General features: G+C 73.7%; 20 protein-coding genes. 8 read left to right on the plus strand and 12 right to left on the minus strand.

Annotated features, from left to right (window positions below; genetic code table 11):
* The first annotated feature begins 171 nt into the window (after positions 1–171).
* Positions 172–537 carry a hypothetical protein gene (locus ACFCZ1_RS07865; RefSeq protein ID WP_376677510.1) on the plus strand — a complete coding sequence of 122 codons (366 nt, stop codon included), beginning with the start codon at positions 172–174 and terminating at the stop codon, positions 535–537.
* Between the two features lie 54 nt (positions 538–591).
* Here the strand turns inward: ACFCZ1_RS07865 and ACFCZ1_RS07870 are convergent, their stop codons facing one another.
* The gene (locus ACFCZ1_RS07870; RefSeq protein WP_376677511.1) at positions 592–1989 is read right to left on the minus strand and encodes a gluconate:H+ symporter; all 1398 of its coding nucleotides are present in this window, start codon (positions 1987–1989) and stop codon (positions 592–594) included.
* A gap of 12 nt (positions 1990–2001) precedes the next feature.
* Positions 2002–2586 carry a gluconokinase gene (locus ACFCZ1_RS07875; protein ID WP_376677703.1) on the minus strand — a complete coding sequence of 195 codons (585 nt, stop codon included), beginning with the start codon at positions 2584–2586 and terminating at the stop codon, positions 2002–2004.
* Between the two features lie 132 nt (positions 2587–2718).
* On the opposite strand from ACFCZ1_RS07875, the gene ACFCZ1_RS07880 reads away from it, so the two are divergent.
* Positions 2719–3429: a FadR/GntR family transcriptional regulator gene (locus ACFCZ1_RS07880; RefSeq protein WP_376677512.1), complete on the plus strand. Its 711-nt coding sequence runs from the start codon at positions 2719–2721 to the stop codon at positions 3427–3429.
* Positions 3430–3475: 46 nt separating this feature from the next.
* On the opposite strand, the gene ACFCZ1_RS07885 is transcribed toward ACFCZ1_RS07880, so the two are convergent.
* Positions 3476–4438 carry a sigma-70 family RNA polymerase sigma factor gene (locus ACFCZ1_RS07885; RefSeq protein WP_376677513.1) on the minus strand — a complete coding sequence of 321 codons (963 nt, stop codon included), beginning with the start codon at positions 4436–4438 and terminating at the stop codon, positions 3476–3478.
* Between the two features lie 201 nt (positions 4439–4639).
* Between ACFCZ1_RS07885 and ACFCZ1_RS07890 the strand changes: the two genes are divergently transcribed.
* On the plus strand, positions 4640–4987 hold the full coding sequence (locus tag ACFCZ1_RS07890) for a hypothetical protein (RefSeq protein ID WP_376677514.1): 348 nt from the start codon (positions 4640–4642) through the stop codon (positions 4985–4987).
* A gap of 149 nt (positions 4988–5136) precedes the next feature.
* On the opposite strand, the gene ACFCZ1_RS07895 is transcribed toward ACFCZ1_RS07890, so the two are convergent.
* Both ACFCZ1_RS07895 and ACFCZ1_RS07900 read right to left on the minus strand, forming a co-directional pair.
* Positions 5137–5514, minus strand: a complete 378-nt coding sequence (locus ACFCZ1_RS07895; RefSeq protein WP_376677515.1) for a VOC family protein — start codon at positions 5512–5514, stop codon at positions 5137–5139.
* Positions 5515–5521: 7 nt separating this feature from the next.
* Complete coding sequence (locus ACFCZ1_RS07900; protein ID WP_376677516.1) at positions 5522–7435, minus strand: ABC transporter ATP-binding protein; 1914 nt, start codon at positions 7433–7435, stop codon at positions 5522–5524.
* Between the two features lie 140 nt (positions 7436–7575).
* Here ACFCZ1_RS07900 and ACFCZ1_RS07905 point away from each other — a divergent pair, with 140 nt between their 5' ends.
* Positions 7576–9648 (plus strand): AMP-binding protein, encoded by a 2073-nt coding sequence (locus ACFCZ1_RS07905; RefSeq protein WP_376677517.1) that lies wholly within the window; start codon positions 7576–7578, stop codon positions 9646–9648.
* Here ACFCZ1_RS07905 and ACFCZ1_RS07910 read toward each other — a convergent pair.
* Positions 9619–11457 (minus strand): GNAT family N-acetyltransferase, encoded by a 1839-nt coding sequence (locus ACFCZ1_RS07910; RefSeq protein ID WP_376677518.1) that lies wholly within the window; start codon positions 11455–11457, stop codon positions 9619–9621. The two genes, ACFCZ1_RS07905 and ACFCZ1_RS07910, sit on opposite strands and share 30 nt — an antisense overlap.
* 95 nt (positions 11458–11552) lie before the next feature.
* On the opposite strand from ACFCZ1_RS07910, the gene ACFCZ1_RS07915 reads away from it, so the two are divergent.
* Positions 11553–11975 (plus strand): DUF350 domain-containing protein, encoded by a 423-nt coding sequence (locus tag ACFCZ1_RS07915; RefSeq protein WP_376677519.1) that lies wholly within the window; start codon positions 11553–11555, stop codon positions 11973–11975.
* A gap of 87 nt (positions 11976–12062) precedes the next feature.
* On the opposite strand, the gene ACFCZ1_RS07920 is transcribed toward ACFCZ1_RS07915, so the two are convergent.
* From ACFCZ1_RS07920 to ACFCZ1_RS07935, 4 genes are all read right to left on the minus strand, one after another.
* Positions 12063–13292, minus strand: a complete 1230-nt coding sequence (locus tag ACFCZ1_RS07920) for an acyltransferase (protein WP_376677520.1) — start codon at positions 13290–13292, stop codon at positions 12063–12065.
* Positions 13289–14332, minus strand: coding sequence for an alpha/beta hydrolase (locus tag ACFCZ1_RS07925; protein ID WP_376677521.1), 1044 nt, complete (start codon positions 14330–14332; stop codon positions 13289–13291). Before ACFCZ1_RS07925 ends, ACFCZ1_RS07920 begins: the two co-directional genes overlap by 4 nt.
* Positions 14333–14460: 128 nt before the next feature.
* The gene (locus ACFCZ1_RS07930) at positions 14461–15141 is read right to left on the minus strand and encodes a response regulator (protein ID WP_376677522.1); all 681 of its coding nucleotides are present in this window, start codon (positions 15139–15141) and stop codon (positions 14461–14463) included.
* Entirely contained in the window at positions 15138–16487 is a 1350-nt protein-coding gene (locus tag ACFCZ1_RS07935) for a sensor histidine kinase (RefSeq protein ID WP_376677523.1), read from the minus strand. The genes ACFCZ1_RS07930 and ACFCZ1_RS07935 overlap by 4 nt, the downstream gene beginning before the upstream one ends.
* Positions 16488–16558: 71 nt before the next feature.
* Here ACFCZ1_RS07935 and ACFCZ1_RS07940 point away from each other — a divergent pair, with 71 nt between their 5' ends.
* From ACFCZ1_RS07940 to ACFCZ1_RS07950, 3 genes are read left to right on the plus strand one after another with little or no spacing between them, the layout of a single operon-like run.
* Positions 16559–17506: an AEC family transporter gene (locus tag ACFCZ1_RS07940; protein ID WP_376677524.1), complete on the plus strand. Its 948-nt coding sequence runs from the start codon at positions 16559–16561 to the stop codon at positions 17504–17506.
* Positions 17503–18063: an HXXEE domain-containing protein gene (locus ACFCZ1_RS07945; protein ID WP_376677525.1), complete on the plus strand. Its 561-nt coding sequence runs from the start codon at positions 17503–17505 to the stop codon at positions 18061–18063. The genes ACFCZ1_RS07940 and ACFCZ1_RS07945 overlap by 4 nt, the downstream gene beginning before the upstream one ends.
* A 54-nt stretch (positions 18064–18117) precedes the next feature.
* The gene (locus ACFCZ1_RS07950; protein WP_376677526.1) at positions 18118–18519 is read left to right on the plus strand and encodes a hypothetical protein; all 402 of its coding nucleotides are present in this window, start codon (positions 18118–18120) and stop codon (positions 18517–18519) included.
* Here ACFCZ1_RS07950 and ACFCZ1_RS07955 read toward each other — a convergent pair.
* Positions 18473–19630: a trypsin-like peptidase domain-containing protein gene (locus ACFCZ1_RS07955; RefSeq protein ID WP_376677527.1), complete on the minus strand. Its 1158-nt coding sequence runs from the start codon at positions 19628–19630 to the stop codon at positions 18473–18475. The genes ACFCZ1_RS07950 and ACFCZ1_RS07955 overlap by 47 nt on opposite strands.
* A gap of 9 nt (positions 19631–19639) precedes the next feature.
* Positions 19640–21151, minus strand: coding sequence for an FAD-binding oxidoreductase (locus tag ACFCZ1_RS07960; protein ID WP_376677528.1), 1512 nt, complete (start codon positions 21149–21151; stop codon positions 19640–19642).
* Positions 21152–21293: the final 142 nt, after the last annotated feature.

Consider the following 21293-nt stretch of genomic DNA (forward strand, 5'->3'; position numbering starts at 1 on the left):
CATGCCAGGGCCTGTCACGGCGTTCAACAGGGAGCGATGAGAACAGGTCGCTGCCTCCGGCACGAGTGCACAGCCTGCCCAGTACTCCGCACGGGCAACACAGTCGGCGTGGCTCGGCAGGTCTACGGTCGCAACACACGGAACGTCCGAGTGCGAGGTGGGGAGAGACCCTTGAAGGTGTACAAGAAATTCGCTGCGGTGTTGGGCAGCGCCCTGCTCATGGGGGCCACCGCGACGGTCGGCAGCGCGGCGGCCAGTTCGACGGGGGCGAATGCGTGCTCGGCGGCGTACAGGATCGGCGGGAACGAAGGGTACGCCGACATCTGGCAATGCGATGGATGGACCGAAGTGCACGGAACCGTCTACGACACCCGGTCTGACGGGAGGTGCCCCCTGGTTGTCGGGGTCCTTTCGGGCACCGGCGGCACGGTGAACTCCGACTGGGCCGGACCGAAGGGCGACAACAGCCCCGTGCACATCTACGCACCTCGCGGGCGCTCCTTCATCAGGGTGGAGTTCGGCTACATCACCTGCTAGCTGGGTGTTGCCGTCACAGTGGGGCCGGGGCAGGCGCCACTGTGACGGCAGGGCTTAGAGGACGAGCGACAGGAGCAGGACGCAGCCCAGCCCGACCACCGAGATGACGGTCTCCATCACCGACCAGGTCTTCACGGTCTGGCCCACGGTCATCCCGAAGTACTCCTTGACGAGCCAGAATCCGGCGTCGTTGACGTGGCTGAAGAACAGCGAGCCCGCGCCCACGGCGAGGACCAGCAACGCCGTCTCGGTGGTGGACATACCGGTGGCCAGCGGGGCCACCAGTCCGGATGCCGAGATCGTCGCCACCGTCGCGGAGCCCGTGGCGAGGCGGATGGCCACCGCGATCAGCCAGGCCAGCAGCAGGGTGGGAACGGCCCAGTTCTTCGAGAGGTCCAGGATCATCTGGCCGACACCCGCGTCGATCAGGGTCTGCTTGAAGCCCCCGCCCGCGCCGACGATCAGCAGGATGCCGGCGATCGGGGCCAGGGACCTGTCGACCGTGGTGGCCAGGCGCTCCTTGGTGAAGCCCGCCGCCCGGCCGAGGGTGAACATGCCCACCAGCACTGCCGCGAGGAGTGCGATCAGCGGGGAGCCCGCGACGTCGGCGACGCGCTGCACCGGGTCGGCGGGGTCGTTGACAACGATGTCCACCAGGGCCTTGACCAGCATCAGCACCACCGGGAGCAGCACCGTGAAGACGGTGGCCCCGAACCGGGGACGGTGCTCCGGCTCTGCCGAAGGACGCTGCACGGCCAGGTTCTCCGGCGCCGGGATGTCCACCCACCGCGCCGCGTACCTGGAGAACAGCGGCCCGGCGATGATCACGGTCGGGACGGCGACGAGTACACCGAGGGCGAGAGTGACGCCCAGGTTCGCGTGCAGCGCGTCGATGGCGACGAGCGGTCCGGGGTGCGGCGGGATCAGCCCGTGCATCACGGACAGGCCGGCCAGTGCCGGTATGCCGATCCGCATCAGGGAGTAGTTGCCGCGCTTGGCCACCATCAGCACCACCGGTATCAGCAGCACGATGCCGACCTCGAAGAAGAGCGGCAGCCCGATCACGGAGGCGATGAGCACCATGGCCCACGGCATGGCCCGGCCCTTGGCCCGGGCGAGGATCGTGTCGACGATCTCGTCCGCGCCGCCCGAGTCCGCCAGCAGTCTGCCGAGAACGGCGCCGAGCGCGATGAGCACGCCCACGCCGGCGACCGTGGCGCCGAGTCCGGCGGTGAAACTGGAGATCGTCTTGGCCAGCGGCGCGCCCGCGAAGACCCCGAGGGCCAGCGAGCCGACGGTCAGTGCCAGGAAGGGGTGCAGCTTGAGGCGGGTGATGAGCAGGACGATGACGGCGATGCCCGCGAGGACGGCGATCCCCAGCTGGGTGTTCCCGGCCGAGGTGATCGGTCCGGTGCCGGCCGCTGCCAGCGTCTCGACACTGAGACTGGTCAAGGTGACGTTTCCTTAGCTCGCGGTTGTCTCGGGTTTCTCGGATGTCTCGTTTGTCTCGGTTGTCCTGGGTGCGCCGGGTGTCCCCGACGGACGGAGTCGCCGCAGGGCGGCCAGCGCCCGTCCGGTGATCTCCTCGGGGGAACCGGACACGTCGACGACGACGCCGGTCTCGTCCTGTTGGAGCGGTTCCAGCGTGGCGAACTGCGAGTCCAGCAAAGTGGCGGGCATGAAGTGGCCCGTGCGGTCCGCCATCCGCCGCTCGATCAGCGGCCGTTCACCGGTCAGGTGGACGAACACCGCCCCGGGGGCCGCGGCGCGCAACCGGTCGCGGTAGGCGCGCTTGAGGCACGAGGCCGAGACCACGCCGCCGCCGAGCTCGGTCCGGCCGCGGATCCACTCGGCCACGGCGTCGAGCCACGGCCACCGGTCCGCATCGTCCAGCGGGATGCCGGCGGACATCTTCGCGACGTTGGCCGCCGGGTGGTAGGAGTCGCCCTCCGCGTACGGAAGGGCCAGTGCCTCCGCGAGCAGCCGGCCCACGGTCGTCTTGCCCGTGCCGGCCACGCCCATCACCACAATGACGCGCTGGGTGCTCACGCCTACCTCGCTGTCCTCGTCGACATCGGTTCGTGCGGGCACCACTGAAGCCTATTAAGTAGTACTTATTCAAGGGCTCGGTGGAAAACGTCGCATCTTTGGTTCGCCGGGGTGTCACCGTACGCTTACGCCATGACCACCGACGGCAGTCCCGGGCACGGGCTCCACTCCCACGTGCTGGACACGCTCGGGCTCGCGATCACGGCGGGGGAGTACCTGCCCGGCAGCGTGCTCCGCACGGACGAGATCGCCGAACGCTTCGAAGCCTCCCGCACGGTGGTCCGCGAGGTCGTCCGCGTGCTGGAGTCGATGCGGCTGGTCGAGTCCCGCCGGAGGGTCGGGGTCACCGTGCGTCCCACCGACGAGTGGAACGTCTACGACCCGCGCGTCATCCGCTGGCGGCTGGCCGGCGCCGACCGCCCCCGCCAACTGCGCTCCCTCACCGTGCTGCGCTCCGCGATCGAGCCGGTCGCGGCCGGACTGGCGGCGGTCACGGCCACCCCCGAGCAGTGCGCCGAGCTCACCGAGGCGGCCCTCGGGATGGTCAGCACCTCACGGGGCCACCAGCTCGACGGGTACCTGCGTTACGACATCGCCTTCCACCGCATCGTGCTCAACGCCTCCGGCAACGAGATGTTCGCCCGCCTCGGTGACGTGGTGGCCGAGGTGCTGACGGGGCGCACCGAGCACGCGGTGATGTTCCACGATCCCGACCCGGCGGCAGTCACCCTGCACGTCCAGGTGGCCGAGGCGGTACGGGAGGGCGACGCGGCCCGCGCCGAGGCCCTGACCCGGCAGATCGCGGTGGGCGCACTGGAGGAGCTGGACGTACTCGCTCCGTAGGCGGTGCCCGCCTCGCGCCCCGGGGCGGGGCGGGCACCGCGACCGGTCAGGCGTCGAGAGCGCCCGCGCCCGCGCCTGTTCCTGTGCCTGCGTCGTCTGCGTCTACGTCTACGTCGGCGTCGGCGTCGGCGTCGAGCGAGGCGATCTCGATCTCGCGCAGGCGCTCCGGTTCCGCGATCACGTCGATCCCGGTGATCAGGCCGTCCTCGATGGTGAAGGCGAGTACCAGGAACAGCCGTCCCAGCGGGGCCATCGCCAGCCCGACGACGCCGTCGACCAGAGCCGGCTGCGTGGACCGCGCCCGCTGCATGGCCGCCATCGCGCCCTGCGCGACGGTGACGGCGCCCCTGATGAGGACGGGAGCGGCGGTGGGTCCGACGGCCTTGTCGGCACGCAGCACCACGTCGGGATCGAGCAGCGCGACCAACGCGTCGAAGTTCCCGCCGCGAGTGGCGGCCAGGAAGGCGTCCACGACGCGGCGCTGACGGGTCAGATCGACCTCGGACACCAGCGGGGCCCCCTTGACCCGGCGGCGGGCGCGGCTCGCGAGCTGACGGGTCGCCGCCGGGGAGCGGTCGATCAACGGGGCGATCTCGTCGAACGGGACCGCGAACAGGTCGTGCAGCACGAACGCGATCCGCTCGGCCGGTGTCAGCGTGTCGAGCACCACCAGCAGCGCCAGCCCGACCGAGTCGGCCAGCACGGCCTCCTGCTCGGGATGGACCGCGTCCTCGCGGCTGACGACCGGGTCGGTGGCGTACGTCTCCATGGAGTCCTCACGCCGGGACTCGCGGGCGCGCAGCATGTTCAGGCACACGCGCGCCACGACCGTGGTCAGCCAGCCGCCGAGGTTCTCGATGTCGCCGGTGTCCGAGCGGTTGAGGCGCAGCCACGCCTCCTGGACGGCGTCGTCCGCCTCGCTGAGCGAGCCGAGCATCCGGTAGGACACCGCTCTCAGGTGAGAGCGCTGCTCTTCGAAACGTTCCGTCAGCAACGAACTGTCGTCCACCTGCCACATCCCTTCCCCACAACAGGCCCTCAACATAGATCATCGGGAAAACGCCCCGGCCGAGGGGGAGTTGGGGCAGCCGTCCCGGCGTCCCGCGCCGGACCCGACCGGGGGCGGGGGCTGCTGGATAATGGCGGTGCACAGCTGAAGCACTGGAGACGCCGGGTACGCATCGTGGTCCGGCAGAAGAGGGAGCCCCCGATGGACGTGCAGCACTTCGAGCGGATCACCGCCTTCATCGAGGCGCGGCTCACCCCGCTGTTCGACGCGGAGACGGGCAGCGAGTACGGCTTCGGGATGGACGACACCTCCCGTGCGCTGCGCGCGCTGCGCAACGCCGTCCTGGAAGCCTCCGCCGTCAAGGGCCTCATTGAGAAGAGGGAGTCGGCCGAGCCGGCCACGCGGCGCGTCATCGACCAGTCGGTGGAGCACAACTGGGACGTACTGCGCGGCATCGCCCGCCAGTGGGAGGACCACGCGGACTTCCGCCACGAGTTCAAGCACCACGCGTGGGAGCTCGACCACCACCACGCCGCCGCGGCGGGCTGAGCCCACGGAGCAGGGACCCTCCCGGGGTGGTGTACCGGTACACCGGGCGATGCACCGGCTGTTCTCCGCACTGCCCGCCACCGTGCCCCGCCGGGCGGGTGCGCCCGCCCGGCGGGGGGCGGCGGGCCGGTGGCCGTGCCGTACCGGCGCTACTCCGCCGCCTTGCGGGGCGTGGTCTGCTGGACCGCCCAGCCGTTCCCGTCCGGGTCGGAGAAGTAGACGAAGGAGCCCCAGGGCATGTCCTGGATCTCCGTCACCTCGACGCCCCGGCCGCGCAGGTCCTCGTAGGCCTCCTCGATGTCGGTGACGACGACCTGCAGGTTGTCCAGCGATCCCGGGGTCATCCGCGTCAGCCCCTTGCCGACCGCGATCGAACAGGCCGACCCCGGCGGGGTCAGCTGTACGAAGCGGATGTCCTCGCTGACCGTGACGTCGTGGTCGGCGTTGAAACCGAGTTTCTCGTAGAACGTCTTGGCCCGGTCGACGTCGGTGACGGGCACGGCGATGAGTTCCAGCTTGATGTCCATCACCGCATCATGCTCCAGACGTGGCTGCCGCGCCGCCCGATGCCACGTCGGCGGGCGTGTCCCCCGCCGCGAACTGGGTGCGGTACAGCTCCTCGTACCGCCCGCCCGCCGCCAGCAGCTCGGTGTGCGTGCCGCGTTCCACGATCCGGCCGTCCTCGACCACCAGGATCAGATCCGCCGCCTGTACGGTCGACAGCCGGTGCGCGATCACCACCGCCGTCCGTCCCGCCAGGGCCTCGCCCAGCGCCTCCTGCACCGCGGCCTCCGAGGTGGAGTCCAGGTGTGCGGTGGCCTCGTCGAGGATCACCACCCGCTGCCGGGCCAGCAACAGCCGTGCGATGGTCAGCCGTTGCCGCTCCCCGCCCGACAGCCGGTAGCCGCGTTCCCCCACGACCGTGTCCAGCCCGTCGGGGAGCGAGGCGACGAGGCCGTCCAGGCGGGACCGGCGCAGGGACTCCCAGATCTCCTCCTCGGAGGCTTCGGGCCGGGCCAGCAGCAGGTTGGCCCGTACCGACTCGTGGAAGAGGTGCCCGTCCTGGGTGACCATGCCGAGCGTCTCGCGGATCGAGTCGGCCGTGAGGTCCCGTACGTCGACCCCGCCGATGCGGACGGTGCCCGCGTCGGCGTCGTACAGCCGCGGCAGCAGCTGTGCGATGGTCGACTTGCCGGCGCCGGACGAGCCGACCAGCGCGATCATCCGTCCGGGTTCCGCGCGGAAGGACACCTCGTGCAGTACTCGCGTGCCGCCCCGCGCGTCGAGGGTGGCGACCTCCTCCAGGGAGGCGAGCGAGACCTTGTCGGGGGACGGATAGGCGAAGGAGACCCCGTCGAACTCGACGGCCACCGGCCCTTCCGGCACGCGGCGGGCGTCCGGCTTCTGCGCGATGAGCGGCTTCAGGTCGAGGATCTCGAAGACCCGCTCGAAACTCACCAGCGCGCTCATCACCTCGACGCGGGCGCCGGCGAGCGCGGTCAGCGGAGCGTAGAGCCGGGTCAGCAGGAGAGCGAGGGCCACGACGGCTCCGGCGTCCAGGGTCCCGCGCAGGGCGTAGTACCCGCCGAGCCCGTAGACCAGGGCGAGGGCCAGCGCGGAGACCAGGGTGAGAGCGGTGATGAAGGCCGACTGGGCCATCGCCGTACGGATCCCGATGTCCCGCACCCGGGCAGCCCGGGCCGCGAACTCCGCGGACTCGTCGGCGGGCCGACCGAACAGCTTGACCAGCGTCGCGCCGGGAGCGGAGAACCGCTCGGTCATCTGGGTGCCCATCGCGGCGTTCAGCGCCGAGGCCTCCCGCTGCATGGCCGCCATCCGCGCCCCCATCCGGCGGGCCGGCAGCACGAACACCGGCAGCAGCACGAGCGCCAGCAGGGTGATCTGCCAGGAGATGCTCAGCATCACGGCGAGGGTCAGCAGCAGGGTCACGGTGTTGGCGGCCACCCCGGACAGGGTGTTGCTGAACGCCCGCTGGGCGCCGATCACATCGTTGTTGAGCCGGCTGACCAGGGCTCCGGTCCGGGTCCGGGTGAAGAAGGCGACCGGCATCCGCTGCACGTGGTCGAAGACCGCCGTCCGCAGGTCGAGGATCAGCCCCTCGCCCAGGGTGGCCGACAGCCGGCGGGTCAGCAGTCCCAGGCCCGCCTCGGCGACCGCGATCAGCGCGATGAGGAGGGCGAGCCGGGTCACCGTGCCGCCGTCCCGGCCGTCCACGATGGCGTCGACCACCCGGCTGGCGAGCACCGGGGTGGCCACCGCCAGCAGTGCGGTCACCACACTGAGGAGGAGGAAGAGGGCGAGCCCTCGGCGGTGCGGGCGGGCGAAGGCGGCGACCCGGCGCAGGCTCGCCCGGGAGACCGGGCGGCGGTCCTGCTGCGCGTTGATCGCGCTGTGCAGCGATGTCCAAGCGGTGACTTCCATGTCCATGGCCGAAACGGTAGGACCTCAACCGAAGTCGAGGTCAACCCTTCGGCCGGACCTCGCCCGCCCGTGTCTCCAATTCCTGTTCACATGCGCTGTTTTCGCGGCTCTCGTCCGCTGTCGGTGCCCGGTGTCATCATCGGTCCATGACGCAGGGATCCGAGTCCGTACGCTTCGGCAAGAGCACCACCGACACCGTCCTGCACCGCTTCGAACAGTGGGCCCGCGACACTCCGGAGGCCCGCGCCGTCACAGCCGGCGGGGAGAACCTCACCCACGGGCAAGCCGGCGGGGAGAACCTCACCTACGGGCAACTCGACACGCGCGCCAACCGGCTGGCGCACCACCTGCTCGCCTCCGGCCTGCCGCCCGGCGGCCTCGTGGCCATCGGTACCACCCGGCAGACCGAGCTGGTCGTCGGCATCCTCGCCGTCCTCAAAGCCGGCGGCTCCTACGCCGTCGTCGACGCGGAGACGCCCCGCACCGGCCGTCAGCAGCTCGCCGCGCTCGCGCCGTGCACGCCCTTCGCGCTGCTCACCCACGCACCGCACCGCGCCGCCCTCGACACGGGTACGGGCCTGCGCACGATCCGGACCGACGACGACACCGCCGAGATCGCCGCCCGGCCCGGTTACGCGCCGGATGCCGCAGGGGCGTTCGGCCGCGCCGCCGTCCTGTTCACGGCGAGCGCCGAGCCGCGCCCCGTCCCCGTCGGCCACGCCCTGCTGCTCGCCGCCTGTGAGGGCTGGGCCGAACTGGCACAGCCGACCCCGCAGGACCGGCACCTGATCACCGCCCCGCCGGACGTCACCGCCTTCGCCGCGGGCTGGACCCGTGCCCTGTGCTCGGGCGGCAGCCTCGTCCTCCCCGCGAAGGGTTCCTGGCGGACCGAGGGCACGCAGCGGATCCGCTCGGCGGTCGAGGCCGAGCGGGTCAGCGTGCTGCACACGGACCCGGCCGGCGCCTGCGCCCTGGTGATCGACGGCCCCGGGCCCGCTGCCGGCGCCCGCCGGACCGGCTCCCCGGCGCTGAGCTCGCTGCGGCTGGCCACCGTCACCGGGGACCGTCTCCACCTCGACGAACTGGACGCCCTGCACCGGCGGCTGCGGCCCGGCGTCCGGATCCTCAACGTCTACGGCCTCACCGAGACCGCCGGGGCGGGCACGTGCTTCGAACTCCCTCAGTTGACCGCCCCCGTCGACGAACCGGAGCGGTTGTCGCTGCTCGGCACCCCCTTCGCGGGCTGCCAGGTCCACGTGCTGGACCACGAGATACGCCTCACCCCGCCCGGCGGGGGCGACGCGGTACCCACCGGCGACCTCGGCCTGCTCCGCCCCGACGGGCTGCTGGAGTACGCCGGCCGGATCCGGCACCGGATCGCGCTCCCCGGGGGTTCCCTCGACCCCTACCCCGTCGAGGCCGCCATCCGCACCCACCCGGGCGTCGGCGCGGCCGTCGTCACGGGAGTCGACAAGGACGGCGGCCGGCGGATCGTCGCCTACGTCGCCCCGCCGCCCGGCGATCCGGCCTGGGACGCGACCGCGCCGCTGCCCGCGATCTGGGGCCTGCGCAACCACCTGTCCGGCGTCGTCCCGAAGGACGAGATGCCGCACATCCTCGTCCGGCTCCGGGCCCTGCCGCGCGGCCGGGGCGGCGAGGAGGACCGGACGGCCCTGCCGCTGCCCACCCGGCCCGTCTCCGAGCGGCCCGCCCCGCACGGCAGCAAGTTCACCGCCGCGGCCGGCAGGGTCGACCCGCACGGGTCCCGGGAGCTCATCGGCGGATGCCTGACGATCCTCCTCGCCTTCCTCACCCTGGTGTTCACCGACGTCTTCTGGCCCGGATCGACGGACCTCTCCGCGGTGCCCTACCCCTGGGCGGCCCTCTTCTTCGTCCTCTACCTGGCCGAATGCCTCTCCTTCGGCGCAGGACTCGCCTTCCTGTTCACCGGCTACCGGACGATGCAGCGCCGGGAGCGGCCGGGCCCCGACGGCCTCTCCCACGGCCGGACCAGGGTCGCCCACCTCGCGGCGAGCTACCTGCTGCTGGCCTGGTGGCCGCAGGACAACGCCTACCGGCTGGCGGCCAAACAGGACTGGCCGCTCCAGGCCCTCCTCGTCTACACCTTCAACATCCCCCTGATGATCGCGGCCGTCATCGTGGCCCGCTACCTCACCCGGAAACCGGACTCACCCTTCGACTTCGAGGACAGGACCTGATCCCGGCCGGCCGAACATCGCGCCGACGGCCTTGGCCTCGGACCGCACCAGCGCCTCGGCCGCGTCCAGCACCTCCCTGCTGCGCGCGGCCACCAGCACGCCCAGCCAGGGCGCCGGATCGAAGGCACCCGTCGGGATCGCGGGGACGAACACCGCCCCGAGCTCCGCGCAGCCCCGGGCAAGGGCCGCGCACAACTCGTCCAGCTGTGCCTCGGGCAGCCGCGCGCCCAACTCCACCCGGTCGGAGATCCGTACGAGGTGCCCCGCACCCCGCAGCGCGTCGAGCCGGGCCGCCACCATGAAGGCGATGGATGGCCCGGTCAGCCGCAGGTTCGTCTCGGTCGGCGCGAGCCGCCCCGCGCCGTCGGTGACGAAGTCCACGTCGAACCAGCCGCGGTAGCCGCAGGCCGCCAACTCCCCGCCCACCGCCCGCCCGAAGGCCAGCAGTGGCTCCTGCGCCCACCCGGGCACCGCCCCGGGGCCCACCGTCGCCCCCCGGTAGCAGCCGGCCCGCACGTCCATGAGCGCCGCGCCGGCCTCGTGCAACCCGCCCTCGGCGTCCACGAAACCGTCGTACGTGAGGTCCCGCGGGGCGTCGTCGTCCTCCACCGGGCCGGCCGGGCCGCCGACGAATTCCTCCACCAGCAGCGGCCCGCGCGGCAGCCGTCGCAGGGCGGCACGGGCCCCGCCCGCAGCCCGGACCGCGCCGGGGGTGAGCACCGTGGTGCCCGAACCCCCGACACCGTGCTCCGATTTCAGAACAGTGCTCTCGCCCGCCTTGGCCCGGGCCGCGACGAGACGGACCGCCGCCCACCGCGAGCCCGCCCGCCACTGAGCGGGCAGCACGATCCCCGGATGCCCGCCGCCCGCCAGGATCCGGGCGAACAGCTCGTGCGCCGCGGACTTCGACTCGTACCGCAGCTCCCCCTCCCGCCACGGCCGGTCCGCCAGCAGCCCGAACGAGCGCGTCCGCCCCCACGGTACGAGGGGCAGCCCGGCCCCGGTCAGCAGCTCGGCCAGCGCCGGCCGGGCCCGTACGGCGTCCGACAGGCCCGGCCCCCGCTCCGCCAGCCCGTCGTACACCTCCACCCCCGACCAGCCCAGCTGCCGGCAGACCAGCTCGGTCCAGCCCCGCGGCACCGCCCGGGGCAGCACCAGCGCCGCCGGGTCCGGGCTGTAGAAGGCGGCCAGGCAGGCGTAGTCGTGCGCGGCCCGCTGCTCCCGGTCCAGGGAGGCGTCGGCGAACTGCGCGTTGAACTCCGCGACGTTGCCCACGTGCACGGCCCGGCCTCCTCCGGTCCACGCCCGCGCCCAGCCCGCGAGCGGGACCGGAGCCACCTCGAACCGCACCAGATCCCCGGGGCCGCCCGGCGCGTCCACCCCTCCCACCCCTCCCACCGCTCCCACCCCTCCCACCGCCTCCACCGCTCCCATCGCCCGGTAGAACCCGGCCGCGTGCGGATCGGCGTCGATGACCAGCCCGCGCACCCCCAGCTCCACGGCCCGGCGCAGCGCGTCCCGGTACAGCAGCCGCCCCACGCCCCGGCCGATGGCCGACGGTTCCACGAAGAGCAGCCCCAGCGAGGCGAGCGGGGCGGACCCGTCCAGGGAGGCGAGACCGAGCACCGTCCCGCGCCGGTCCTCGGCCACCACGATCCGGCGGGCCGTCACGTCGAGGGGCCGGATCCGCAGCTCCCGCTCGCACGAGGCCAGGAACCGCGGTCCGTACCCCCAATACGCCTTGGAACGCATCACCAGCCCCGTCAACGCCTCCGCCTCGGCCGGCCGCGCGGCTCTGACCTCTGCCATTTCCTGGCCTCCCCATGGTCTGCGCCAAGGCCGTGGGATAGATTCGGCCTCCCCACGGCCCATCCTTTCCCACCCACGCGGAGACAGGCTTCTCAATGAGCGACATCATCAACGGTCTCGGCCGCACCAGCGCCTTCGGCGCCCTCGGCCTGGTGCTGCTGATCCTCGGCATCGTCCTCGTGGACGTGCTGACGCCCGGGAAGCTTCCGAAGCAGATCTGGGAGGAGCGCAACCGCAACGCCGCCCTCCTGCTCAGTTCCGCGCTGCTCGGCATCGGCGGCATCGTCTTCACCTCGATCTGGACCACCTACGACGACTTCGGCAAGGGCCTGCTGTCCACCGCGGCCTTCGGGGTGCTCGGCCTGGTCCTGATGGGAGTGGCCTTCCTGGTGCTCGACCTGGTGACGCCGGGCAAGCTCGGCGCGATCGTCGTCGACCCCGAGCCCCACCCCGCGGTCTGGGTCACCGCCTCCTGCAACCTCGCCGTGGCCGCGATCGTGGCGGCCTCGATCGCCTGACGCCCGGACAGGACCGGGCACGGCACCCGGTACACGGCGAGAGCGCCGCTCCCCGGTGGGAGCGGCGCTCTCGCCGCACTGCCGGTGCTACGCCAGGCCCAGTGCGAACACCGCGAACCCCGCCGCCAGCAGCCCCGCAACGGTCCGGCGCACCACCGTGGCCTTCCGCCCCTCCAACGGCGGACGCTCGAACCGCCGCGCGTACCGGGCGATGCCCACCAGCAGCGCCGCGAACACCGGCATCCACGCCAGCCGCGCCGCGATCCAGCCCAGACCGTCCGGCGCCGTCGTCAGTCCCGCGAGCTCCCCCACGAACGAGCCGGGAACCGCCGCGGCCAGCATGGCCGTCTGGTGCCAGCACAGGATCGTCATCGCGCACAGGTTGATCACGACCACCGGCGCCCACAGGGCCGGCCGGGCCAGCAGCCGCGCCAGCCGGTCGCGCAGCAGGACGGCCGCGCCGGACTGCGCCGCCGCCAGGGCCAGTACGAGCAGTGACGGCGGGTGGGAGTTGGTCCGCTGCGCCCCCGGGACGCCCACCATCGACGCCGGATAGTGGAAGACCGCCAGCAGCGCCGCGAACAGCACCGTCCCGCCCGCCAGCAACAGCCAGGCCCCGCGCCGCCCGATCCGCCCCTCGCCCCAGCTCACGCCCAGCTGGTACGCGAACAGCCACCCCGGCAGGATGTTGATCAGGGACAGCCACGACGGCACCGCGTCCGCGAACGGTCCGTAGCGCAGGAAGTCCACGACGGCGACCGACACGAGCAGCGGAGCCGCCGCCCAGCCGCCGAGACGGCGCGCCGCCCGCACGCAGTACGGGGTCAGCGCGGTGACCACCACGTACACCCCGACGAACCACAGCGGCTGGATCACCAGTGTCGCCCCGGTCCGCAGCGTCGCCTCCGGCACCCCGGACGCGTACAGCACGGGCGCCGCCAGCGCCCACACCGCCGTCACCCCCAGCACGGGCCGCCCGAGCCGCACGACGCGGCCCTTCAGCCACGCGCCGGCCGACCCCTTGCGGCGCCGGAAGGAGAGCACCGAGGCGTACCCGCCGACCAGGAAGAAGATGCCGAGCATCTGGAGCACCCAGCTCGCCGGGGCCAGCCCGCCGAAGACCGACAGCGGGCTGGCGTTGTGCAGGCCGCCGTCGGGGTCGAGGGTGAACCCGCCGAGCAGCCAGTGCCCGGTCGGCACGGCCAGCAGCGCCAGGGCGCGCAGACCGTCGACCGCCCGGTCGCGGTGGGCGGGGGTCTGCCGCTCGATCCGGCCGGCCGCGCCCTTGAGCAGCGTGAGCGTGCGGGGCGTCCTCATCGGACCTCTCCGTTCGCGATCGCGGCGAAGGCCGCCAGGGACCGGGTGCCGGGCGCGAAGTAGCCCGTGTGGCCCTGCACGTCGGAGGCGGGCACGTGACGGGCACCGAATCCCGCGGAGGTGGGGTCGGCGCCGTGGCCGATCCCGGCGAACTCGACGTTCGGCACGTCGGCGATCCAGTCGGAGGGCCCCCGGGCCGCCCACACCCGGGCACCGGTGCGCAGACCGGCCGCGGTGCCGGCGCGCATGCCGGGGGAGCCGAGGGCCACGATGTCGGCGGCGTCCGTGTGCCGGGCCGCCAGCCCGCAGACCACCGAGCCGTAGCTGTGGCAGAACAGCACCGGATCGGGCGCGCCGGCCGCGTCGAGGCCCGAGGTGAACCGGGCCAGCCGGACTGCCCCGGCCCGGGCCAGCCGGCCGTCGGCCGCATCGAGGCCGACCCCCACCGGCGTGGTGTAACCGGTCCAGGCGATCACCGCGGTGGAGCCGCCGGCCGCGGCGCGCAGCGCCCGGGCCATACCGGCCGGACCGGTGGCGGGCGCCCGCCGGGCGTCGTGGTGGGTGGCGTCGTTGTCCGAGCCGGGCACGATGACGGACACGTGCGCCGCGTGCTCCAAGTCCCCGAACACCTCGGCGACCTGGCCCCGGCCGCGCGGGTCGAAGGCCAGGATCTGCCGGTCCGGCGCGCCGAGCGAGGCGTAGCGGGCCTCACCCGTGGCGGCGACGGCGATCCGGTTGGCCTCGTACCGCAGGGAGAACGGCGCCCCGTCCAGGTTGCCCACGACCAGCGGGTGGGCGCCGGCGAGTTCCCGCCGCGCGGCCTCCTCCAGACCGGCGAAGAACCGGGCCACCTCGCGCGGCGTCGCGCTCGCCGGATCGGGCAGCGCCCGGCCGGACGCCGCGTCGGCCCGCCAGGCGGCGGTGCCGGGCGGCGGCCCGGTGACCGCCCGCTGGCTGTCGCCGGAGGCCCATCCCGCGGTCCCCCCGACGACGGCCAGCGCCAGCGCGGCGGTGACCGTCGTCCTCCCGAAGCGGCGCATGCCCCTTCTCCCTTCCTCGTGATGAGCCTCGTGACGAGGAGGAAGGTAGGAAGGAGGTGCCCGCGCCGGCGTCCGACCGTGGAGCCAAGCCGGATGTCATACCCCGGTAGGGGGTGGAGGAGAAGGGGTCAGCCGGCGTCGCCCGGGCGCACCAGGCCCGCCTCGTACGCGAAGATCACGGCCTGGGCGCGGTCCCGCAGGTCGAGCTTGCCGAGGACCCGCCCGATGTGCGTCTTGACCGTCTGCTCCGCCAGCACCAGATGGCCGGCGATCTCCCGGTTCGACAGGCCGCGCGCGATGAGCTCCAGTACCTCGGTCTCACGCGGGGTCAGCCCGTTCAGCCGCAGTGCCGGGTCCTTGCGCGGCGCCGGCCGCTGCTGGACGAAGTCCGCGATCAGCCGCCGGGTCACCGAGGGCGCCAGCAGCGCCTCGCCCGACGCGACGACCCGTACCGCCGCGATCAGATCGGCCGGCGGGGCGTCCTTCAGCAGGAACCCGGAGGCGCCCGCGCGCAGCGCCTCGTACACGTAGTCGTCGATGTCGAAGGTGGTCAGCATCAGCACCTTCGGCCGGTGCACCACGCCGGGCGGGGGGTCGAGGATCTCGCGGGCCGCCGTGAGCCCGTCCATCTCGGGCATCCGCACGTCCATCAGCACCACGTCGGGGTGCGTGGTGCGGGACACCTGCACACCCTGCCGCCCGTCGGGAGCCTCGCCCACCACATCGATGTCGGCCTGCGCCGACAGCAGCGCGGCGAACCCCGCCCGCACCATGGCCTGGTCGTCGACGATGATCACGCGGATGGTCAACTTGCGTCCTCGCTCATGGAGTTCAGGGGCAGGCGGGCGGCGACCCGGAAGCCGCCGTCGGGCAGCGGACCGGTGTCCAGCGTCCCTCCGGTCAACCGTACGCGCTCCCGCATCCCGACCAGACCGTGCCCCGTGCCCGAAGTCTCCAGCGCCACCACGGCGTCCGGGACCGGACCGTTGACCACGAGCACGAGGACCTCGTCCTCGTCGACGCTCACCGACACCCGGGTCCGCGCCCCGGGCGCGTGCCGCACCACATTGGCGAGCGCCTCCTGCACGATCCGGTACGCCGACAGGTCCACGGCCGGCGGCGCCGCCCCCACCGCCCCGGCCGCCAGCGACAACTCCACCGGCTGCCCGGCCCGTACGGTCGCCTCCACCAGCTGCTGCAGCCGGTCGATCCCCGGCTGCGGGGCCCGCTCGCCGTCCGCGCCGCCGCCCGCACCGTCCCCGCGCAGGACGGTCAGCAGCCGCCGCATCTCGCCCAGCGACTCGCGAGCGCCGGCCGCGATGGCGGCGAACTCCTCCCGCACCGGCTCCGTCATGCCCGGCAGCCGGTAGGGCGCGGAGTCGGCCTGGACGGTGATGACCGACATGTGGTGGGCCACGACATCGTGCAACTCCCTCGCGATCCGGGCCCGTTCCTCCAGCAGCGTCCGCCGGGCCCGCTCCGCCTCGCTGATGCTCTCCTGCTCGGCGATGCGCTGCTGCGCGTCGCCCAGCCCGCGCACCGCGCCCGTCAGCGCCAGCATCACCCCGCCGAGCACGAAGAGGAGCGCCGCGGTGTTCATGGTGTCCGCCGGCTGGAAGAAGCCCAGCACGGCCCCGACCCCGCCGGTCACCAGCCACACGCCGACCAGGGTCCGGATGGACTCGCGCAGCCCCAGACAGGCCATCAGCACCAGGTAGCCGACGATGGCCATCGGTGTCCACGGCCAGGCGTGCCCGGCCACCTCGTCGGCGTGGATCAGCAGCACCCCGCTGATCGTGTCCGCGGCCAGGACCACGGCCCACGCGTGCAGCGGGCGGGTCACGGCGAGCAGCAGCGGTACGGTCTGCGCCACCCCCAGCGCGCCCGCCCAGCCGCCGCCCAGCGCGTAGTCGTCGCTCAGCACCACGATGGTCACCGGCAGCAGCGTCACCACGAAGACGCCGACGACGGCGAACGGCAGCATCCGCTGCCAGGCCCTGGGCGCCCGCGCGAACAAGGGCTGCGCCGCGCGCGCGGGCGTGCGCACCACCACGGCGAGCTGTGCCAGCGCGCCGGGCACCCGGGTACCGGCGGAGGGCTCGGGGGCGCGTTCGCGGGTCCGGCGGGGCAGGCGGATGCGGGCTCTGTCGCTCATGATCGGTCCAGCCTATGCGGACGCGCCGTGGAGGTAGGCTCATCCCGGTCGATCTCGGGGGAGCCGTACACATGGGTGGGGCAGCCGCGCTGGAGAAGCTCGTACCGGTGCTGCTGGCCTTCGGCGGCGGGGTGCTGCTCGCCCGCCGCAAGACCGTCCCGGCCGAAGCCTCGAAGGCCTTCTCCGACTACGCCTTCCTCTTCGCCATGCCCTGCTACCTGTTCGGCAACATCTACGCGGGTGATCTCGCGGCCCTCTTCGACTGGCAGGCGATCGGCGGCTACGCCGGTACGGCGGCCCTCGCCGTGGCCGTGGTCGCGGTGACGGCCGTGGCCCAGGGGATGCGGGAGCCCCGCGAGGTCGCGCTGCGCGTGATGGCCGGGGTCCAGGTGAACACCGCCTACTTCGCCGTCCCCGTCTTCATCACCGTGTTCGGGACGGCGGCGCCGATCTTCCCGATCCTGCTCTTCCAGGTGTGCGTCCTGTCCCTGGTCGTCATCGCCCTGATGGAACTGGGCCGGGCGGGACCCGACGCGGGCGGGCCGGGCCGGCGCCTGGCCCGCGCGGTCGGTGCCTCGCTGGCCACTCCGCTGGTCCTCGCCTGCAACGCGGCCATCGTGCTCAACCTGCTGTCGGTGCACGTCCCCACGGTGGTGCTGGACGGCGCCGCCTTCGTGGGGGACAGTGCCTCCCCCGTGGCCCTGTTCGCCCTCGGCCTCCACCTCGGCGGCCTCGGCCTGGACGTGCGGGGCACCACGCGCGAGGAGCTGGCCCTCATAGGCTTCAAGTGCCTGGCCTTTCCCCTGCTGACCTGGGTGGTGTGCGGGGCGCTGTTCGGGGTCCGGGGCGAGTGGCTCGCGTACCTCGTCGTGATCGCCGCGATGCCGACCCCGCAGAACCTGTTCGTCTTCGCCCAGCGCTACGACGTGGGCGTCGAGCTCTCCGCGTCCGTCGTGATCAAGAGTTCGGTCGTTTCGCTCCTCCTGCTGCCGGTATGGCTGCAGACTGTTGCCTCATGAACGCATCGTCGATATCGCGCGGCGCCGTCACCTTCGGCCTGCTGGCGGCCTGGGCCGTGCACGACCTCGAGGAAATGGCCACCGTGGCGCGCTGGTCCCGTACCCGGGTCCCCGTCCTGCGCGAGCGCCACCCCCGGGTGCCCGACCGCGTATGGCGGGCTCTCGGATCCGTGGACGGCCGCGAGTTCGCCACCGCCGTCGGCGTCATGGGGATCGTCGTCGCGGCCGCCGCCGCCGACGGGTACCGCAGCGGCGGGCGCTCGGCCTTCTACCAGGCCTCCCTGAACGGCTTCGGCCTGCACGGGCTCGTCCACGTCGCGCAGGCCGCCGCGACCCGCGGTTACACGCCCGGGGTGGTCACCTCGCCGCTGCTCGTCGTCCCGTTCACACTGTGGGCGCGCGGCCGGCTGCGCCGCGCCGGGGTGCTGCGGCCGACGCGGGCGGGGGACGTGGTCCGGGGCCTGGCGCTCGCCGGCGCGGCCACCGCCGTTTCGCACGGGGTGGCCCGGCGCATTCGCCGGGGCGCGAGCGCGGGCGCGGGCGCGGGCGCGGCCTGATCCTCCGGAGGCGTCCGCTCGTACCCCTGGGCGGGATCGGCTCGTTGACCCGGCATGGAACTGCCGACCATCGCGGCGCCGGGCGTCGGGGAACGGGCCGACGCCGTGGCCGATGCCGCCTGCCACCTCTACGACACGGTCGCACCCCGGGGGACCCTCCCGGCGGCCGCGGGGGGAGGGTGGAGCCGGACCGCCGCCGAGGACGCCGCCGAGGCGATCGAGACCACCGCGCACGCCCTCGCGCACGCCGACCCGGGCGCCGAGCTCGTGCTGGCGCCCGTCCACGCCGCCCTCGCCGAACTGCGCCGCACGCTCGGCCTCGCGCCCGCCGACCCGCTGACCGCCGCCGGGCTCCCGGCGACCCCGCGCACGGTGGGCAACCCGCGCCGGACCCGCTGGGTGCGGGTGCTCACCCCGCCTTCGCCGCGGCAACCGCCTTCTCGTACAACTTCCTGATGTCCGAGCCGAAGTAGGAGCTGTACGAGGTGTCGGCGGTGTCCCCGCCGGTCTTCCAGCCGCCGATGACCCCGACCACGTCACCGGTTCCGGTCCGCGTGTCGTAGCGGGTCAGGAAGGGACCGCCGCTGGTCCCGCCGGGATAGCCCGTGCAGTCGATCCGCAGGAACGATCCGGGGATGCGGGCGTCGGTGCTGGTGAACTTCGTCGTCCGGTTGACGCACAGGCGCGGCCTGGCGGCCGAGGCCGGGTACCCGATCAGCGTGACCCGCGCGTGCGCGTAACCGGCGCCCGTGACCAGGCGGTTCCCGCCGACCACGTCCTGCACCGGGAACCCGTGGGAGTCGGGCCCCACCTGTGCGAAGGCCACATCGAGGGTGGCCGCGCGGTCGGGACCCTGGGAGCGGTAACGCGGGTCGATCCAGATCTTGGAGTGCCCGCCCGCGTCCCGCAGGACCGGGAAGATCCCGTACGGCTGCGGGTTCGCGCGCGTGTACAGCGGTACGAAGGCCACCTGCTGGGTGTCGGAGCCGAGCAGGCAGTGCGCCGCGCTGAGCACCAGGTTGCGCCCGGGGGAGGCGACCACGCTCGCGGTGCAGAAGTAGGCCCCGCCGCCCTTGACCGCGAACATCCGGCCGACGACCGGGACGCCGCCGAAGTCCTGGCCGACGCCGGGATCCGCGGGGGCGGGGCGCGCCGGAACCGGCCTCACGATCGCGGCCGGGGCGGGCGTCGGGATCGGGGTAGGGGCCGGGGCCGGAGCCGGGATCGGAGGGGGCGTGGGCGTGGGAGTGGGCGTGGGGATGGCGACCGGCGCCGCGGCCGACGGGATCCCGGTCGGGGTCGGGGTCACGGACGGCTCCGGCGGCCGCGCCGCCACCGGGGACGGAGACGGGGACGGGGGCGGGCTCGACGCCGGCGGCTCCGGCTCCACCGGGGGCAGCGGACGGGCCGAGGCCATCCGCTCGGCGGTCCAGAAGGACTGTGCCTCCCGGGCGGACCAGCGGCCCGCGGCCGCCCGCGCGGCGCCGCCCGCCTCGGCGACGGGCAGCGGCCCGGCCGCCAGCAGCAGGGCGGCCGCCGCGGCGGCGAGGGTCAACGTACGTCGCATGCGGGACTCCTAGAGGGCCTGGGGGAAGCGGAAGAGGCGTTCGGGGTCGTAGATGCGGCGGACTCGTTCCAGCCGGGCGAGGTTCGGTCCGTAGTAGGCCTCGCGCCAGCCGTCGAGCTTCGGGTCGGCGTAGTTCTGGTACGCCCGGCCGCTCGCCCAGGGGCGCAGGTCCCGCCAGAGCCCGTCGAGCCAGCCCTGGTGCCGGGCGACCTCGGCGGCCGTCGCGGACTCGGGCCAGTAGGCGAGGTACTGGGCGAGGAAGGCGCTGTCGCGGTGGACGAAGGCGGTGTCGGCGGCCGCGACCCGGTTCACGGCGCCCCCGCAGACCCCGTCGAACTGCACCACCCCGACGCCGCCGCGCGGAACGGCGGACCCGTGGCGGCGAACGGCGGCCAGCACGGCGCCGACCGCCGCGTCGGGCAGTCCGGCGCCCGTCCAGAAGTCGGAGCGCGCCGCGTACGACTCCCGGCCCAGCCGCCCCCGCGGGTCCCGGCCGGGCAGGATGCCCGGCAGCCGGCACTGCTCCGCGGTCCGCTCCGAACAGCCCGACATGGCCCGCACGGTGTCCCCGTAGCTCCGTACGGCCGTCCAGCTGTCCGACGAAGGCCGGCCCACCAGGTCCGACAGCCGGGTCAACTGCCCTTCCAGCTCGGCGCGCCCGTCGAGGCACACCACCCGGACCGCCGGGGGCGGCGCGGGGGCGCCGGATTCGGCCGTGAACTCCACCTGGCTCCAGAACGGGTCCGGGAGCCGGGCCAGCCAGCGCTGCCACCCGCGCAGCACCGCCGCCGAGTCGGCCTCGGGCCAGTGGAGTTCGGCGAAGGCGCAGTCGCCCACCGGGTGGGTACGGAAGCGGAACTCGGTGACCACCCCGAAGTTGCCGCCCCCGCCGCCCCGCAGTGCCCAGAACAGCTCGGCGTCCCGGTCGGCCGAGACCTCGCGGACGGCGCCGTCGGGCGTGACCACGCGGGCGCCGGTGAGCCGGTCCGCGGTGGTGCCGTGGGCCCGCGCGGCCAGCCCCAGACCGCCGCCGAGGGTGAGTCCGGCGATGCCGACGGAAGGACACAGTCCGGTCGGGACGGCGAGCCCGTGTCCGGCGAGGACGGAGTTCACGTCGCCGAGCCGGGCTCCCGCGCCGACCCGTACGCCCTCCCCGTCGACCGCCACCGCGGCCATGGCTCCGGCATCGACCACCAGCCCGCCGGCGCGCGTCGACCACCCGGCGTAGCCGTGCCCGCCGCCCCGTGCGACCACCGGCACGGCGGAGCGCCGGGCGAAGTCCAGGCAGACGGCCACGTCGCCGGCGTGCGCGGGATAGGCCACCGCGCCCGGAGCCAGGGCGTCGTACCGGGGCTGGAACAACTGCCGTGCCTCGGCGTAGCCCCGGTCGCCGGGGAGCACCACCCGACCGTCGATCGCGCGGGCGAGCGCGCCGTAGTCCGGACCGCGGACGGTCGCCGCGACGGAGGCGAGGACGGCCGCGGCCACGCTGCCCAGGACCCGGCGCCGGTGGAGGCTCATGCCTCCTTCCTCCCACCGCCCGCGCCGATCACCGTGAAGGCGGGCCCACAGAAGCCTGGTTGACCCCCGAACGGCCCACAGCCGAAACGATCCGGCTTCTCATATATCCCGTTCGGTTCCTGCGGTGATCACCCTAGGCTGC

Source organism: Streptomyces sp. NPDC056224, from assembly GCF_042267665.1.
GTDB lineage: Bacteria > Actinomycetota > Actinomycetes > Streptomycetales > Streptomycetaceae > Streptomyces.

Bases quoted from the DNA above. Each gene is read 5' to 3' on its own strand.
- ACFCZ1_RS07880 (WP_376677512.1), top strand. From the start codon at position 2,719: ATGACCACCGACGGCAGTCCCGGGCACGGGCTCCACTCCCACGTGCTG.
- ACFCZ1_RS07890 (WP_376677514.1), top strand. From the start codon at position 4,640: ATGGACGTGCAGCACTTCGAGCGGATCACCGCCTTCATCGAGGCGCGG.
- ACFCZ1_RS07895 (WP_376677515.1), bottom strand. From the start codon at position 5,514: ATGGACATCAAGCTGGAACTCATCGCCGTGCCCGTCACCGACGTCGAC.
- ACFCZ1_RS07900 (WP_376677516.1), bottom strand. From the start codon at position 7,435: ATGGACATGGAAGTCACCGCTTGGACATCGCTGCACAGCGCGATCAAC.
- ACFCZ1_RS07905 (WP_376677517.1), top strand. From the start codon at position 7,576: ATGACGCAGGGATCCGAGTCCGTACGCTTCGGCAAGAGCACCACCGAC.
- ACFCZ1_RS07910 (WP_376677518.1), bottom strand. From the start codon at position 11,457: ATGGCAGAGGTCAGAGCCGCGCGGCCGGCCGAGGCGGAGGCGTTGACG.
- ACFCZ1_RS07915 (WP_376677519.1), top strand. From the start codon at position 11,553: ATGAGCGACATCATCAACGGTCTCGGCCGCACCAGCGCCTTCGGCGCC.
- ACFCZ1_RS07920 (WP_376677520.1), bottom strand. From the start codon at position 13,292: ATGAGGACGCCCCGCACGCTCACGCTGCTCAAGGGCGCGGCCGGCCGG.
- ACFCZ1_RS07925 (WP_376677521.1), bottom strand. From the start codon at position 14,332: ATGCGCCGCTTCGGGAGGACGACGGTCACCGCCGCGCTGGCGCTGGCC.
- ACFCZ1_RS07935 (WP_376677523.1), bottom strand. From the start codon at position 16,487: ATGAGCGACAGAGCCCGCATCCGCCTGCCCCGCCGGACCCGCGAACGC.
- ACFCZ1_RS07940 (WP_376677524.1), top strand. From the start codon at position 16,559: ATGGGTGGGGCAGCCGCGCTGGAGAAGCTCGTACCGGTGCTGCTGGCC.
- ACFCZ1_RS07945 (WP_376677525.1), top strand. From the start codon at position 17,503: ATGAACGCATCGTCGATATCGCGCGGCGCCGTCACCTTCGGCCTGCTG.
- ACFCZ1_RS07950 (WP_376677526.1), top strand. From the start codon at position 18,118: ATGGAACTGCCGACCATCGCGGCGCCGGGCGTCGGGGAACGGGCCGAC.
- ACFCZ1_RS07955 (WP_376677527.1), bottom strand. From the start codon at position 19,630: ATGCGACGTACGTTGACCCTCGCCGCCGCGGCGGCCGCCCTGCTGCTG.
- ACFCZ1_RS07960 (WP_376677528.1), bottom strand. From the start codon at position 21,151: ATGAGCCTCCACCGGCGCCGGGTCCTGGGCAGCGTGGCCGCGGCCGTC.